The organism is Kineococcus haloalkalitolerans (assembly GCF_050871905.1).
In the GTDB taxonomy this organism is placed as follows: Bacteria; Actinomycetota; Actinomycetes; order Actinomycetales; family Kineococcaceae; genus Kineococcus.
Window position 1 is genome coordinate 52,608 of sequence record NZ_JBJLSH010000007.1, and the last position, 15,692, is coordinate 68,299.

The window sequence follows — 15,692 nt, forward strand, 5'->3', positions numbered from 1 at the left end:
GTCCTCGTCGATGAGCGTGTCTCGCCTCAGCAGCCTATGTGCTTGATTTGGCGCTGGTCGTGTTGGCCGTTGTCTCTGCTGCGTCCCCTGTCACTGCTCCACGTCCACCCCGTGGCGCACGACCAGCTCGGCGAGTCCGTGCTCGTACCCCTGACCGCGCGCTCGGAATCGCCAGACGCCGTTCCGCTCGTAGAGCTCCCCGAGCACGAGGGTGCGTTCGACCGTGGCCGCGTCGAGGACCGCCGAGGCGGCGACACCACCCTCGTCACCGCGCAGGGTCAGCTCGACCGGGCCGATGTCCCCGAAGGTCACGCCGTCCGGGGCCGCGGCCGCGACGACCACCCGGCTGACGTCTCCGGGCAGCCCGTCGAGATCGACCGACACCTCCGCCTCCCCGGACGTGTCCCCCCGCAGGACGACGCTGCCGTCCGGGGTGGCGAGCGCCCCGAAGTAGACGAGGTCCTCGTCGCCGTGCACCTGCTCGTCCTGGTCGAGCCTCAGGGCGACGACGTCGACCTCGTGCGCCGCCTCGCCCCACTGCACGTCCAGCGTCCAGCGCCGCTCGTCGGCCGGCAGGTCGATCACGCCACCGCGCGGCAGGACCGCCGGCTCCGACGCCGGCGCGGCGCGCTCCGGTTCGACAGAAGAGCCGTCGAGACGCTTCCACGTCACCGGGTCGAGCAGAGGAACACCCCGCTCCCGCACCCGCACCCAGCGCCGGTCGCGCTCGGCCCCGTCCAGGGCGATGACGTCGGTGGTTGTGACGGTGAGGTTGACCGCCGCGGCTCCACCCCGGGCGACGACCTCGGCGCGCACCTGCGCTGCCCGCTCGTGCGGGCCGCCCAGCACGAGGACGCGTCGTCGCGAGAAGGGCCCGAGGGTCCGCACGGGCTGCGGACGCGCCGCGGGCACCACCACGGGCGACGGCGCGGGCTGCTCCTTGGCGCGTCCGGGAGCCACCGCGCCGAGGAGCCGCTCGAACTCCGCCTCGTCGACGACGGGCACGCCGTACAGGTCCGCGTCGCGCTGCTTCTTCGTGCCGCTCGTGCGGTCGTCGCTGACGAGGAGCGTGGTGGCGCGGCTGACGCCGTTCTTGACGTCCAGCCCGGCTCGCACGGCGCGCGCCACCAGCTCCTCGCGCGGGGACCTGGTGTCCCCGGTGATGACGACGCGGGCACCCTGCACCAACGGCTGCCCGGGCCGCCACGGTGCGGGCAGCTCCCACGGGCACTCCACCCGGGGGGCCCGCGGGGTGCGCCGCGGCGCGAGGGGGACGGGTCGGCGCACCGGCGCCAGCGCCTGCGCGCTCGTGGTGCACGGGGTCAGGGGCAGGTCGATCCCCAGCTCGTCGGCGGCGGTCAGCGAGCGCCGCAGCACCTCCACGAGCACCCGCACGTCGTCCTCGGCGTCGTGCGCGCGGCGCTGCTCGACCTGCCAGTAGCTCGCGAGGGTGGCGAGCTTGAGGTCGACGACGGGCAGGCCCAGGCGGCGGGCCAGGTTGCGGGTGCACAGCCGGTGCTGCACGTCGAGCACGTGGGGGGTGCGGCGCATCTCCTCGACGAGGAAGGTCCAGTCGAACTGGGCGTTGTGGGCGACTACCACCCGCCCGGCGGTGAGCCGGCGCAGTTCTCCGGCGACGTCCGCGAACAGGGGCGCGCCCGCGAGGCGGTCGGCGGTGATGCCGTGGACGTGCACGGGACCGGGGTGGCGCTGCGGGTCGACGAGGGTGGACCAGGACCGTTCCACCGCGCCGTGCGCGTCGAGGAGCGTGACGGCGAGCTGGAGCACGCGGTCGACCTCGGGCACCAGGCCGGTGGTCTCCACGTCGACCACCGCGTAGGAGTGCGGGTAGCGCGCGGCCACGGACGGCGGGAGCCGGTCGGGCGTCGTGGTCGTCACCGCCGCACCACCAGCCGGTCGCCGCCGGAGCGGGTCAGGTCGCCGCGCTCGACGAGTCGCTGGACGGCACCCGAGACCGCCGCCACCACGTCGCTGCCCGCCCGACCCCAGCCGAACAGCCGGCGCACCTGGTCGACGACCTCCTTCTCGCCGATCGAGCCGGCGTCGGCGACGGTGTGCTGCACCGCGAGGAGGACCTCGCGGACCGACACGTGCTCGACGGGCCGATCAGTGCCGGTCCCCGGGCCGGCGGGGACGCGCACGACGTCGGCGGACCGGTGGCTGTAGAAACCACGCTCGTTGCGCTGCACCCGGTCGCCCGCGACGGACATCCCCGACAGCGTGTCGAGGACGTTGGCGCGGATGCGGTGACCGAGGCGGCCGACGCTCCAGTCCTCCCGGAAGCGCTGCAGCAGGAGCTCCTCGTGCACGGGGGCCTCGACCGTGAGCAGTTCCTCGAGGTAGTGGCGCAGCTGCGGGCGCACCTCGGGCGAGGCGAGGTCCTGCCCGGCCGCGCGCCGGCCGCCGACGAAGCGCTCGTACGGCACCGCCCACGAGGGACGCTCCGCCAGGTCGACCTCCTCGACGACGACCTCGGCGGCCACGGGTGCCGGAGCCGGGGTGGTCAGCGGGTTCCCGCGCAGCGCGTGCTCGATCGCCTGGCGCAGCCGCTCCACCTGACCGGCGCGGTCGTGGTACCAGCTGAGACCCCAGATGCGGTGGATGCGCCAGCCCAGCCCTTCCAGGACGGCCTGCCGCAACCGGTCGCGGTCCCGGGCCGCCTTCGCCGAGTGGTAGGCCGCTCCGTCGCACTCGACGCCCAGCAGGTACTCCCCCGGCTCGTCGGGGTGCTTGACGGCGATGTCGATGCGGTACCCGGCGGTGCCGACCTGCGGCACGCCCTCGTAACCGAGGCCGCGGATCGCGGCGAGCACGTCCTCCTCGAAGGGGCTCTCGGCGTCGCCCAGGCTGCCGCTGAGGTCGATCTCCAGCGCCTGCGGGCCGCGGTCGGCGAAGTGCAGGTACTTCTGCAGCGCCTGGTGGCTCTCGTTGGCGCCCGGGGTGATCTGCCCGTGGGTGAGGGAGGTGACGACCTCGACCCGTCGGCGCGCTCGGGTGACGGCGACGTTGAGGCGCCGCCAGCCGCCCTTCTTCGTCAGCGGCCCGAAGTTCATCGTCACCTTGCCCGCGGCGTCCGGGCCGTAGCCGACGCTGAAGATGACGACGTCCCGCTCGTCGCCCTGGACGTTCTCGAGGTTCTTGACGAAGAACCCGCCGAGGCGGTCGCTGCGGTCCAGCAGCGGCTCCAGGCTCGGGTCGTCGTCGGCGCGACGCTCCAGCTCCCGCTCGATCGCCTCGGCCTGCGGGGTGGACAGCGCCACCACGCCGACGGTGAGGTTCGGGTGCTCGCGGTGGTGGTGCACGACGCGGTCCACCACCGCACGCGCCTCGATGGCGTTGTCGCGCTTGCCGCCCCGGTCGTAGACGCCGGGCACGAGGTAGGAGGCGACGCCGAGGTCCGGCGCATCGAAGCGGGCGCCGGGGAAGGTGTTCAGCTCGCTGTCGTAGAACCGCACGTTGGAGAAGGTGATGAGGTCCTCGTGGCGGCTGCGGTAGTGCCATGTCAGCGGCAGGGCCGTCATCGCCCCGGAACCTTTGCACTGCTTGAGGACGCTCTCGAAGTCCTCCAGCAGCTCGTCGGCGCCGTCGTCCTCCTCCTGGTCCTCCTGGCTGGCGGAGAAGAACGCCGTCGGTGGCAGCTGCTTCTCGTCGCCCGCGACGATGAGTTGGTTCCCGCGGTAGATGCAGTTGACGGCGTCCCACGGCGTCACCTGGGACGCCTCGTCGAAGATGACGACGTCGAAGCGCAGCGTGGGCGGCAGGTACTGCGAGACCGCGAGCGGGCTCATCATGAAGCACGGCTTCAGCTGCTGCGCCACCCCGCCGGCGCGGGTCAGCAGTTCCTTGACCGGCAGGTGCCGGGTCTTCTTCTCCGCCTCGCGGACGATGACACCGGCGTCGCCGACGACCGTGCGGGGGCGCCGCTCGGCGCACGCCCGCACGACGGCGGCGTGGGCGTTGCGGACCAGCTCGCCGTCCAGTCGGCGGAAGGTGCTGACCAGCGCGTCGCGGTCGTGGGCGCGGTACTGGCGCAGCCGCTGGTCGGCGCCCGCCACGGCGTCGACCCACGCGACCAGGAGCGCTCGCTCCACCTCCGTCGGCACCGCCTCGGCGGGTGCTCGACCGGCGACGAGCGCCTCGACCACCCAGCCGACCCCGTGCCCCGCCATCGCCCGGCGGCGGGTGACCCAGTCGCACCACTCCGGCACGTCGCGGTCGACCGCTTCGACCATGTCCTCGAGCAGCTCGTGGGCCGCGTCCAGCGACCCGGTGAGCTCGGCGCGCAGCTCGCCGGCGCGGTCGGCGGAGAACTCGGCCGCGAGGGCATCGACGGCGGTGGTCCAGCGACGCAGCGGGTCCGCGACGTGGTCGGCGCCGAGGGCCGGATGCCGCAGGTGCTCGACGACGGAGGGCGGGACGGGTCCGCCGACGAGCTCGCGCACGCGGGTGCACCAGTCCAGCGCGGACATCACGGCGGGCCACTGCGTGTCAGTCCCGGAGTAGAGGTCACCGAGCAGGAGGGCGTCAGCGTCGTAGGTGTCCAGCACCACCGCCTGCGCGGAGGACGCGGCACCGACGGCCTCCAGGGCCTGCCGGCACTCGGCCAGGCCGAGCGCGCGGCCCGCGACGGCGTCCACCGCCTCGAGGACACCGGCGGCGGGGGCGGTGCGGTCGGCCAGCGCGACGCCCGCCTCGGCGAGGTCCTCCAGCGGGAGGTCGACGAGGGTGTCGACCGCCTCCGGTGCGACGGCCGCCAGCTCGGCGTGCCAGGTGTCGACCGCGGCCGCCACGCGCCGCGCCACGGTGGTCAGGTGCGGATCGGGAGTGGCGCCGCGGCTGAGCTGACCGGCGAGCGCGCGGGGGTCGACCTCGTCGCCGGCGAGCTGCACCGCGGTCAGCGCCGTCTCGACCGCCTTGGTCAGGCGGCTGAAGTCGGTGTCCGTCCCGTGCCAGTAGCCGCCGAGGCGACCGGCGTGCTCGTCGGCGCCGGCCGAGAGGGCGCGCTCCGCCCTCTGCCACTCGACGGCCTCGTCGAGCTGGGCGATCGTCTCCTTGGTGACCCGCTGCGCCACGGTCGCCGCCTTGAGGGTGGCCTTGTCGGCGCGGGCGGCGCCGGAGAACCTCCGCAGACCCGTGTGGGTCTCCCGGAACCGGGTGCGCAGCCCGACGAGGTCCAGCTCCAGGACGTCGGGGGTGAAGACGGCGGCGACGGCCTCCTGCCGCTGGCGCACCACACCGACGAGCTGCTCCAGGACACGGCGGCTCTCCTGCAGCGCGTTCTGCACCGTGGGGTGCAGCCACGCGGGTTCCGGCAACGCCGTCTCCTCCGCCAGCCGGCCCAGGTCCGCGAGGCGCGCGATCCGGCGCAGCGAGAGGCCTTCGACGGGCATGCCGAGCAGCGACGCCAGCCGGCGGGCGTCGTCGCGCAGGTCGAGCGCCTGCTGCGGGCAGGAGGCCGCCACCTGGTGCAGCCGGCGCAGCTCGGCCGCCGAGGCGGTGTCCGCGGGAGCCCAGGTCGCCGGGCTCAGCGCCGCGCCGAGCACGGGCGCTTCGTCGGCGTCGACCTCCGCCCAGCGCTCGCCGGTCAGCTCCACGGCGCGCGCCGCGGTCCGCTGGAAGGCCTCCGTCAGCTCCTGCAGCTCCAGGACGCGCTCCTCGACCGCACCCAGGTCGGCCCGGGTGAGCCAGTCCCCGGGCACGGGCGGGAAGTCCTCCAGCGCCCGCAGCAGCTCGGCGCGCCGCCGGGCACCGTCGGTGTCGACGGGCAGGCCCAGGGGCAGGTCGTCGTCCACGGCTCGCACCCGTGCCCGCAGGTGCTCGGCGGCGGTCTGCGCGGCGAGCGTGGTCGTCCGCAGCCGCTCCAGCAGACGGCCGTCGGCCGTATCGGCGTCCACCCCGCGCCACAGGAAGTCTTCGCCCTCGCTGACCGGACGCCACGAGCGCGCCAGCGCGGCCGCGGCGGCCACCGCGTCGGCCCGGCGGTCCGCGGTGAGGTCCCGTCCCGCCGCCGGGTCGGCGCTGCCGGAACGCCCCGACGCCTCCAGGTGGGCGATCTGCCCCAGCACGGTGTGCAGGGACAGCTGCAGGCCCTCCCGGGTCTCGTTCATCGCCGCGGCGTACTGGCTCAGGCGCTGCCGCGCGTCGACGAGCGTCCTGCGGTCGGTGGCCTCGAAACCGGCTCGCGTCGTGGGTCGCACCGTGAGCTCGGCGGCGAACGCCTGCGCGACCTCGCGGCGTCCCGCGGTGTGGCTGTGCAGCTCCAGCAGGAAGTTCGACAGACCGCGGTCCTTCAGGCGGGAGTGCACCACGTCGAGCGCGGCGGCCTTCTCGCTGACGAACAGGACGGTGCGCCCGGCCGCCATGAGCTCGGCGATGATGTTGGCGATCGTCTGGCTCTTGCCGGTCCCGGGAGGACCGTCCATGACGAAGCTCCTGCCGTCGCGGGCGGCGAGGATGCAGCGGCGCTGGCTGGAGTCGGCGTCGAGGATGGTGTGCATCGACTCCGGGGGGACGAGGGCGTCGATGTCGGCGTCGTCGCCGATCGGCTCGAACGGCAGCTCGCGTGCCGCGGGGGCGTGGGGACCCAGGGCGACCAGCTGCACCAGCGGGTGCTCGGCGATCTGGGCGGCGTTCTCCTCCAGGTCGCGGTAGATCGCCTCCTTCTGGAACGTGAAGTTCGTCAGGACGGCGCGTTCGGAGGTGGACCACCCAGTGCGCCCGGCGACGAGGGCGTCGACCTGGGCGAGGTACTTGGCCACGTCCGGGGAGAACTCGTCCACGGCCGGCAGCTGGACGCCGAAGTCGCGCTCGAGCTTGAGCAGCAGCGCCGGGTTCACCACGACCGCATCCTCGGCGCGCTTGACGCGGTACGGCGCGTTCGACGCGGGCCGGGTGAGCTGGACCGGCACGAGGATCAGCGGGCTGTTCACGGGCTTGCCGTCGAACGGGTCGACCCACTGCAGCATCCCCAGGCCGAGGTGCAGCGTCCACACGCCGCGGTCGGCGAAGTCCTGCTGCGCCTTCTGCGCGATGCGCCGACCCGCGCCGGGCAGCTCGTCCTCCGTCTTGTTGGAGACGGTGAGCCCGACCCCCTCGGCGACCAGGGTCCCGCGGTCGGCGTCGACCAGCGCGAGGACGTCGGACGCCGACGGGTGGTCGATCTCCAGCGACCCGGTGCGCACGTGCGTGAAGTACAGCAGCCGCTGGCGGCGGGTCAGGTCGAGCAGACGTTCGCGCCACTGCTCCAGCTGGCGGTGCATCGCCTCCTGCAGGCGGGTGTCCACGCTCACGCCTCCTCGCCGCTCACGGCGGCCTGTGCCCCTGGTCCGGGTGCGTTCCGCAGCAGGCGCAGCACCAGGTCGTGCACCAGCTGCCGATCCTCGTCGCTGAGCCGCCCCACGAGCGCGACCAGGTCGTCGGCGGGAACCACCACCGGCCCCTCCGGCGCCTCCTCGGTGGTCGCGATGGGGCCGGCCTCGGGGACGACGTCTCGAGCGCGCAGGTCGAGGTGCTGCAGCCCCTCGGGCAGGTCACCGCTGTGGACGAGCCGCAGCTCCTGGGTGCACCGGGTCAGGGCGATGTACAGCAACCTGCGGCCGTGCTCGTGGTCGGCCACGACACGCTCGGGCGCCGCGACGACGACGGCGTCGAACTCCAGTCCCTTCGACAGGGTGACGGGGACGGCGGACAGGTCCGCGGAGAAGTCCCCGGAACGGCCGTCGCCCACGCCACCACCGCTGCGGGCCGCCACGTCCATCAGCTCGTCGTAGAGCGCGTCGGGCACGAGGAGACCTGTCGTCGCGCCGGCCTCCACGGCCGTGCGCGCGGCCAGCAGCGCCTGCTCCAGCAGTTCTCCCTCCTCCGCCCACGTGGCGACCGGCTCCAGCCGGCCGGGCCGCACCGCGGTCGGTGCCCGCAGGTCCGGGGAGATGAGCGGCAGCTGACGAGCCGCCAGGTCGAGCGCGGAGCCGGGCACCCGGTAGCAGAAGCGCAAGGTCTCCACCGAGGCCTCGACCGGTGCGGCAGCGCCCCCGAGGTGCCGGGTGAGCTCTTCCCACCGGTCGCGGATGAACGACCCCGTGGCCTGCGCCAGGTCACCGAGGACCGTGAACGAGCCCGACGGGCACCGCCGGGCCAGGGCACGGGCCTGCATGGGCGTCAGGTCCTGGGCCTCGTCCACCACCACGTGCGCGTACCGGGTGTCGTCGCCGTCGAACATGCCGGCGAGCTCGTCGAGGCAGAACAGGTCGGCCGCGGTCCACGGCTCCTCGCCGATCGAGGCCGTGGGGGGCCGGAACAGGGAGGCGCGTTCCTCGGCGGTGAGGACCCCCTCGGCGGCGGCGACCAGCAGGCTCTGGGTGCCGAACAGCGTCCGCAGGAACTCCTCCGGCGTGAACGTCGGCCACATCCGGTCCACCGCGTTGGTGAACGCGGCCAGCCGGCGGATGGCGACCTCGTTGACGGCGACGAGCCGGCCCGCATCGGACGAGTACCGCTGGTAGGCGGCGAAGGCGAGCGCGGACAGGCGCTCGCGGACCATCACCCGGCCGTCGGCGTGGCTCAGCCGGCGCCGCCGCACGTCGTCGAGCAGGGCCTCCACCTCGGCGCGGGGGACCACCACGCGCATCGGTCCGACGCTGAGCACGAGGTCCTGCCCGGTCCACCCGATGCGTGCGGCGAGCGCCCGGCGCAGCACCTCGGCCATGCGTTCCGAGCCCTTGACGCGCGCGGCCAGCGGCTCGTCGACGCCCCGCTCCGCGGCCTCGCCGAGGTACAGCCCCGCGACGTCGGTCTGGTACAGGTCGGCGACGCCCAGGGTCGGCAGGACCCCGCTGGTGTACGACAGCAGCGCCGCGTTGGGCGACACGATGAGCAGGCCCTGACGGCGCAGCTCCTCGTCGTTGAGCGCCAGCCACGCCGCGCGGTGCAGCCCGATGACGGTCTTGCCCGTCCCGGGCCCGCCCTGCACGACGAGCACGCCGTCGCGCGGAGCCCGGATGATCCGGTACTGCTCGGCCTGGATGGTCGCCACCACGTCCCGCATGGCGCCGTCGCGAGAGCGGTCCAGCTCGGCGAGCAGCGCGTCGCTCACCACGGCGTCGCCCGACGGCACCGCGGTCGCCGCGCCGGCACCGCCGCGCACGATCTCGTCGATGAGCCGCACCAGCCGGCGCTCCTCCTCGACGAAGGTGCGCTTGAGCTGCGCGGTGCCGGGCTCGTCGGGCGTCGCCGCGTAGAAGGCCTCCGCAGCGGGAGCGTGCCAGCCGACGACGAGCACGTCGCGGTCCTCGTCGAAGACCACCCGGCGCCCCACGTACAGCGGGTCCTCACCGGGGCGGTCGAGGCGGCCGTGGATGAGCTGCCCCTGCCCCTTGGCGTCCTTGAGGATGGCCAGGGCCCGCCGCATGGCGCGGTGCGCCGCCAGGTCGCCGGCCTGGTGCTGGGCGACGTGGCGCTCAGCGAGCGCGTGCCCCTGGTCCAGGCAGCGGTACGCCTCGTCCAAGTACGCCTGCTCAGCCTCTTGCTCCGCGTGCACCTGCACCGTCACGACCCCCCGTCGTTCACCTCTCACCCATCGTGGCAGGCCAGTCCGACACAGGTGGCGACACGGTGTGACCGGTGGCCAGATCACATCGGCATTCATCCGGATCAGCTGTGCTGTGGGGTGGTCACATCACTCGGGTGGGGCAACACGCCATCCTGCGCCCCTCGAAAGGGGGGCGCGGTCGTCGACCTGGGTGTTCACGAATACAGGAAAGCCGTCAAGCCCCCAGAAGACGATGTGCACAGCGGTGGTATCAACACACCCGGTCGCCCACCACTTCGTGAGCTGGCCGGACGTGCGGACGAGTAATCGAGCCGCACATCAGTGCCGTGCCGCGCGCTCGCCGGGGCGGTCCGATGTCCACCCGGACCGATCCTGCGGCGAGCGCGGGAGTTTCAAGAGTTCTCGACGAACTTCTTGAGCCGGAACCGGCAGACCTGGAAGCCCGACAAGCCGGTTTCGCTCCAATGTTCGACCACCCGGTACAGGCCGTCGTAGCGGTACCCCTTCGGCGGGGAGAAGAACGGATCACCTTTGAAGCCGCGCACCACGCGCACCGGAAGGCCACGCTCTTGACTTGTAACGAGGCCACCATTTCCCGGGTGATCGAACGTCTGATCTGCGACCTGCTTCTTGGTGTTCATGTCATTGCCGCCCGCGCCGGTGTAGACGATCTCGTCGCCGAAGTCGACATCATCCTCGTACCCGCCGTTGACCACGATGGAATCTGCACCCTCAGATTTCGTCCCACTGATCCCAGCCATGTTCGGGAGGTGAACCCGCGCCCGAGCCGCTGATGATCGATCGGGGAACAGCGCGCCTTCTGCAACACCGTCAACAGCGCCGAAGTACCGCATGTCGGCTTGACCTCCATCCAACCGGGTCGTCCTGGCCAAGGCTCCACACCTGCCGAAGACATCGTACGAATGGGTGAGCCGGGTCAAGGCGTCTCATCGTCGTCCGATCCTCTAGTACAGCCACAGGCGGCGAGGTACCGCCTTCCCGCGCACTTAAGGACTGAGATGACAGCGGTGACGCCAACCAGCGGAGCGGAGCTGGTTGCGGACCGGCAGGGCCGGTACTCGCTCTTGAGCGCTCTCCGTGCGTGTGATCGCCGGATCACCGAGCTGCGCTCAGACCTGTCCGCTGCCGAGCATCAGCGCACATCGATCATCGCAGACCTCTTCGCCCAGTCGGACCAGTTGGACAGCCGTCTGTCCCGCGCGCTGACCCGCATCGAGGCGATCGCCACTCGACTTGCCCAAGCCGACCAGCCGACCGACATCGCGCACAACTCCGCTTCCGTCGAGGCAACCTCCTCTACGGCAGCCGGCGCTCGAACCACAACCCGCGACGACCACCACATTCCCTTGGACAAGGGCGAGCCGTCTGAGCAGGCACATCCTGCGAGTCCGCCGACAGCGCCCGCTGACGGCGACTCCCAACCGGCCGTTCTCAAGCCAACCCTCACCCTCGGCGGTGCATCAGCGGGAGCGGTGGGTCGCCTCCTGGAGCAAGTCGACCGTCGAGGTCGATTCGTTCACCTGAACGGCCACTTCACGTTCGACGAGCTCCAAAGACGCCTCCCCCGCGGGTGGTTCATCACCGAGCACGCCGACCAGGAAGGAGCCCACCTCGTCTACGTGAGTGGCACTCCGCGTGACGCAGAGGACTGGTGGTTCCGACGCGGGACGACTTACCTCGATGCGCTGAGCGCGCAAGGGTACGGAAACCGCCTGGACGGGTCACTGCTCATCATCGCCATGCGCACCCTGTCAGCCATCCCGATGGTACCGAAAGCTCACCTGCCCCACCTCGAAGCGCACGGCACCGTGCGTTTGCGCCGCGGATGTGGCGTGCGCGACGTGAGCCAGCTCTTCACCGAGGATCCACGTTCAGCCACCATCATCGCTGCTTGGCTGAAGGACACCCGAGCGCACGGTCGCGACCAACGTGTCGTGTCCCTCGCCCACACCTGGCTGACGCGCGCCACCATGAAGCTACCCGCGCCGGCTTCTCCCCCGGGAACTCCACCGGTGGCGCCGAGCGAAGGACACGCTGTGGCACCGACACCACTGGACACTGAGCGCATCCGCGAGAAGCGTCTGGCCAGTGAACGGGCTCAGGCACTCTTGGAGTCGCTCAGCGAGGCCGATGCCGATGCCGATGCCGATGCCGATGCCGGCCCGATCGTCGCCCAGGACGTCTTGAACGCATCGAGCCAAGGAACTGGAGAAGCATCGGGGCTGACGGGTCCGCTACGGGACCTGCTGAGCTACCTCGCTCAGTCGGACTACCACCGCCTCGCATCCGTGCGCGCCCGTGCCCTCGCAGCCGGCCTCGTGCCACTGGACGCTGTCCGTGAGATCAACGACCGGACAGCCAGCTCCCTCACCGAGGACCAGCAGCTCCTCGAAATCTCGGGTGACGACTTGTGGGTCGACACCGACGCCGCCAAGGAGGTCCTCGGCTCATGAACATCCGAAAGCTCGATCGCACCACCATCCTGCGCGCTCTTCAGGCTGGCATCGCTCCCAACCGAGGACTGCAGCACTTGCAGGTCGGTCGTGAGCACGAAGTCGAGGCTGTGACGAGCGACCTCCTGCTCGCCAAGAGCGGCTCTTCCGCTGTTCGATTCATCATCGGGGACTACGGTGCCGGTAAGAGCTTCTTCCTCCAGCTGACACGCGGCGCAGCTCATCGTGCAGGACTGGTGACGATGAGCGCCGACATCACCCAAGACGCTCGCCTGTACGGCACGGGCGGCAAGGTGCGCTCGCTGCACTCAGCCCTCGTGGCCTCGATGGGAAGCCGTACTCAACCTGAGGGCGGCGCTCTGGCCGAAGTCTTGGAGCGGTTCCTCGCGTCTTGCCGTCAGCAAGCTCAGGATGCTGGTCAAGACTTGGAGGCCGTTGTCACCCGGCGGTTGACCTCGCTGCACCAGTTCCAGAGCGGTTTCGCCTTCGCGCGCGTCGTCATGACGTACTGGCACGCGTCGCAGCGCTCGGACGATGCCACTCGAGAAGCCGTCCTCCGTTGGTTCCGCGCTGAGTACTCGTCACGAACAGAAGCCCGACGAGCCATCGGCGTCGACGCGTTCCTCGGCGACGGCGAACTCCTCAACTCCTGGCGCCTGTTCGCACAGCTGGTGATGCTCGCAGGTTACGGCGGCTTGCACATCCAGGTCGACGAGATGGCTGTTCTCACGCGACTCAACCGAGCCACCCGCAACATGAACTACGAGCAGATCCTCACGATGATCAACAGTCTGCTCACGGGTCAAGCTGCCGGGCTGAGCGTCATCTTCGCCGGAACGCCTGACTTCGTCCGCAGCAACACGACCGGTCTGTACAGCTACGGCGCGCTCCGGCAACGCCTGGGCGAGAACCCCTACGCGGAAGCAGGCCTGCGCGACGCTTCGGGGATAGTCATCGACCTCGAGCCGCTCGACCGCGAAGACCTCTTCGTCCTTCTCCTCAACGTGCACTCCGTCTACTGCAGCAATGGACAGAGAGATCCTCTCCGCGGCGAAGTGGAGGAGGTTCTGCACGCCTTCATGCAACAAGCATCGGAGCAGCTGGGCGGCATCACGAGGGTCAGCCCGCGAGAAGCAACCCGCACTTGGCTCCACCTGCTCAACATCTTGGACCAGAATCGCAAGAAGGAGTGGAGGGACCTGTTGAAGATCGTCACCGTTGCGCCGGACGAAGACGCTCGCGTCGACGGGTACTCGCTTCCGCAGATGGAGACGGCCTCGGCGCCCGAGCCGCTCAACCCTCACGCTCATTCAGCGCACGAGTCCTCCGCAGAACTCGCTGGGTTTCGCCTGTGAGCACTGCAACGGCTCAACGAGAGGCGTTCGAGCACCTTCACCCGAAGGTGCAGCACCTGCTCACCGACGTCTTGTCGTGGCGAACGCTACGTCCTGTTCAAGCTGCCGCGATCCCGCTCGTCGTGGCAGGGCAGCGCGACGTTCTGATCGTGTCGACGACGGCCAGCGGCAAGACCGAGGCCGCATGGCTACCTGCCCTCTCGACGATCTTGGGGGATGTGAGAGCCGGACTGTCCATCGTCGGCGTCAGCCCGCTCAAGGCGTTGATCGATGACCAGCGCACTCGGCTGGAGCACTACGGCGCGCACCTGGGCGTCTCTGTCGGCGCTTGGCACGGAGATGTCTCGCACACGAAGAAGACGCGGTGGTTGAAGCATCCACCGCGGACATTGCTCATCACCCCTGAGTCGCTGCAGGGGTTGCTCGTCCGACGACCCCCCGAACTGCCCGAGCTTCTGCGCGACCTGCGTTTCGTCGTCATCGACGAAGTACACGCTTTCGCGGGTACGGATCGCGGCTCTCAACTGCAAGCCGTCTTGGACGGAGTAGAAGAGCTGGTAGGTAGGCGGATCCCACGAATCGCCCTGAGCGCTACAGTCTCAGATCTGATCAGCATGGCCCGCTTCATCCGACCAACTGCCCCTGATGCGGTTGAAGTGGTGCAGGTCGGAGGAGCCTCGTCGTCCAACATCGACGTTCTAGTAGCGGGTCACACGCGTACGGCGCCCTCCGTCGCGACAGCATCGCACCTTCACGCTGGAGATGACTTGGAAGTGCGCCTGACGGCGGAAGGGCAGCAGCTCGACATCGCCAGAGCCGTCGACCAGCGAACGCGTGGTCGCCGTAGCCTCGTCTTCGGTTCGAGTCGGGCTTCAGTCGAAGAGATGTGCCTCCTGCTCAAGGACCGCCAAGTCACCGGCACAGCCAAAGCAGAGAGGTACTTCGCTCACCACGGCTCCCTGGCGACTGGGGAACGCCGCGCGGCGGAACGGGCCATGCAGGTGGAGATCGACACGGTAATCGTGGCGACCAGCACCCTGGAGCTCGGTGTCGACCTACCCAACTTGGACGTCGTGGTGCAGCTGGGGAGTCCCTCGTCCGCTGCAGCTCTCCGGCAACGGCTCGGACGTAGTGGAAGGAGGGAGGGGACCCGGCCCTCATTGCAGGTGCACGTCGTCGAGGACAGTCTTGAAGCTGCTGGTCAGCGCCAGGGTGCAGAGCGGATCAGCTCCCTCCTCCGCTCGAACCTCGTGGAGAGCGCTGCTGTCGTCGAACTGATCCGCAGCGCAGGTTGGGTCGAGCCACCCGACATGCAGCCCTTGAACCTGTCGACGCTCGTGCAGCAAGTTCTCGTACGTTGTTGTGGGGGGGGCAGCTCGGCCGCCTCCATGTACGACGCACTGTGCGCCCGAGGACCTTGGGACCGCATCACTGCGAACCAATTCGGTCTGTTCTTGCAGCACCTGGCTCGCAAGGGGCTCGTTCGTCAAGGGCGAGGCGCTCTCATCGTCCTGGGAGAGGCGGGTCACGAGGTGGTGGGTCGTCGCGACTTCGTGACTGCCTTCAGCACGCCGGCCGAGTACATCGTCAGGCACGGGGACAGCGAGGTCGGAACTCTACCGGTCACTCATCGTGTCGCTGAAGGTTCTTCCTTCAGCTTGGCTGGCCGTTCCTGGAAGGTCGTGAAGGTCTACGAGGCAGGTTGGACCATCGACGTGGTTCCTCACCCGTCAGGCAAAGTTCCCAAGTACCTCGGAGGATTTGGCCGCGTACACCGACGGGTGCGCCAGGAGATGCGGTCAATCTACGGTCGGGACATTGATCTCAACTACTTGGACACTGCCGGCCATCAGCAGCTGATCGAAGGGCAGGCCACGTTCTCCTCGCTGGGCTTGGACGCTAGCTCTGTCGTCAATACTCCGGAAGGGACCTTCATCGCCCTGTGGACCGGCGATCGAGAACTGCAGACGGTGGCGCGGTGGTGGTCTTCGGCTCATCCGGGAACTCCTGTTGACGCCAACGCAGTGGGGGTTCTAATTGCAGAGGATGAAGCGCCGGTCAAGCGAGCGCTCAGCGCGATGCTCATGAGCGGCCCGCCCTCTTTGGAGTCACTGAATTCAGGCAGCGTGAACACGAATTTCGGGAAGTTCGACCACTACCTGCCTGATGACCTCAAGCTCCTCGATCACTCCCTGCGCTCGTTCGACGTGACATCTGCGCACCGAACGCTCCAGGCAGCTCTAGGGTCTCGTCCGTAAAGGATTTCGACGAGGAGCAGCTCAGGCCGACCAAGGC

The 15,692-nt window shown here is 70.2% G+C and carries 7 protein-coding genes; 3 read left to right on the top strand and 4 right to left on the bottom strand.

The features are described 5' to 3' along the window. Positions 1-90 precede the first annotated feature (90 nt). From ACRYMY_RS04845 to ACRYMY_RS04860, 4 genes are all read right to left on the bottom strand, one after another. Complete coding sequence (locus ACRYMY_RS04845) at positions 91-1,899, bottom strand: TerD family protein (RefSeq protein WP_432546139.1); 1,809 nt, start codon at positions 1,897-1,899, stop codon at positions 91-93. Then, positions 1,896-7,310 (bottom strand): DUF3320 domain-containing protein, encoded by a 5,415-nt coding sequence (locus ACRYMY_RS04850; protein ID WP_432546140.1) that lies wholly within the window; start codon positions 7,308-7,310, stop codon positions 1,896-1,898. The genes ACRYMY_RS04845 and ACRYMY_RS04850 overlap by 4 nt, the downstream gene beginning before the upstream one ends. Beyond that, positions 7,307-9,568: a HelD family protein gene (locus tag ACRYMY_RS04855; RefSeq protein ID WP_432546141.1), complete on the bottom strand. Its 2,262-nt coding sequence runs from the start codon at positions 9,566-9,568 to the stop codon at positions 7,307-7,309. Before ACRYMY_RS04855 ends, ACRYMY_RS04850 begins: the two co-directional genes overlap by 4 nt. A 392-nt stretch (positions 9,569-9,960) precedes the next feature. Continuing rightward, positions 9,961-10,422, bottom strand: coding sequence for a YDG/SRA domain-containing protein (locus ACRYMY_RS04860; RefSeq protein WP_432546142.1), 462 nt, complete (start codon positions 10,420-10,422; stop codon positions 9,961-9,963). A 174-nt stretch (positions 10,423-10,596) separates the two neighbouring features. On the opposite strand from ACRYMY_RS04860, the gene ACRYMY_RS04865 reads away from it, so the two are divergent. The 3 genes from ACRYMY_RS04865 to ACRYMY_RS04875 are packed head-to-tail and all read left to right on the top strand — an operon-like array spanning position 10,597 to position 15,655. Further along, a complete protein-coding gene (locus tag ACRYMY_RS04865) occupies positions 10,597-12,042 on the top strand; it encodes a hypothetical protein (protein WP_432546143.1) in 1,446 nt (481 codons plus the stop codon). Next, a complete protein-coding gene (locus ACRYMY_RS04870; protein WP_432546144.1) occupies positions 12,039-13,397 on the top strand; it encodes a BREX system ATP-binding domain-containing protein in 1,359 nt (452 codons plus the stop codon). Before ACRYMY_RS04865 ends, ACRYMY_RS04870 begins: the two co-directional genes overlap by 4 nt. Next, the gene (locus tag ACRYMY_RS04875) at positions 13,394-15,655 is read left to right on the top strand and encodes a DEAD/DEAH box helicase (RefSeq protein WP_432546145.1); all 2,262 of its coding nucleotides are present in this window, start codon (positions 13,394-13,396) and stop codon (positions 15,653-15,655) included. Before ACRYMY_RS04870 ends, ACRYMY_RS04875 begins: the two co-directional genes overlap by 4 nt. The last annotated feature ends 37 nt before the right edge of the window (positions 15,656-15,692 follow it).

Coding starts and splice junctions, on each gene's coding strand:
- ACRYMY_RS04860 (WP_432546142.1), bottom strand. CDS start 10,422: ATGCGGTACTTCGGCGCTGTTGACGGTGTTGCAGAAGGCGCGCTGTTC.
- ACRYMY_RS04870 (WP_432546144.1), top strand. CDS start 12,039: ATGAACATCCGAAAGCTCGATCGCACCACCATCCTGCGCGCTCTTCAG.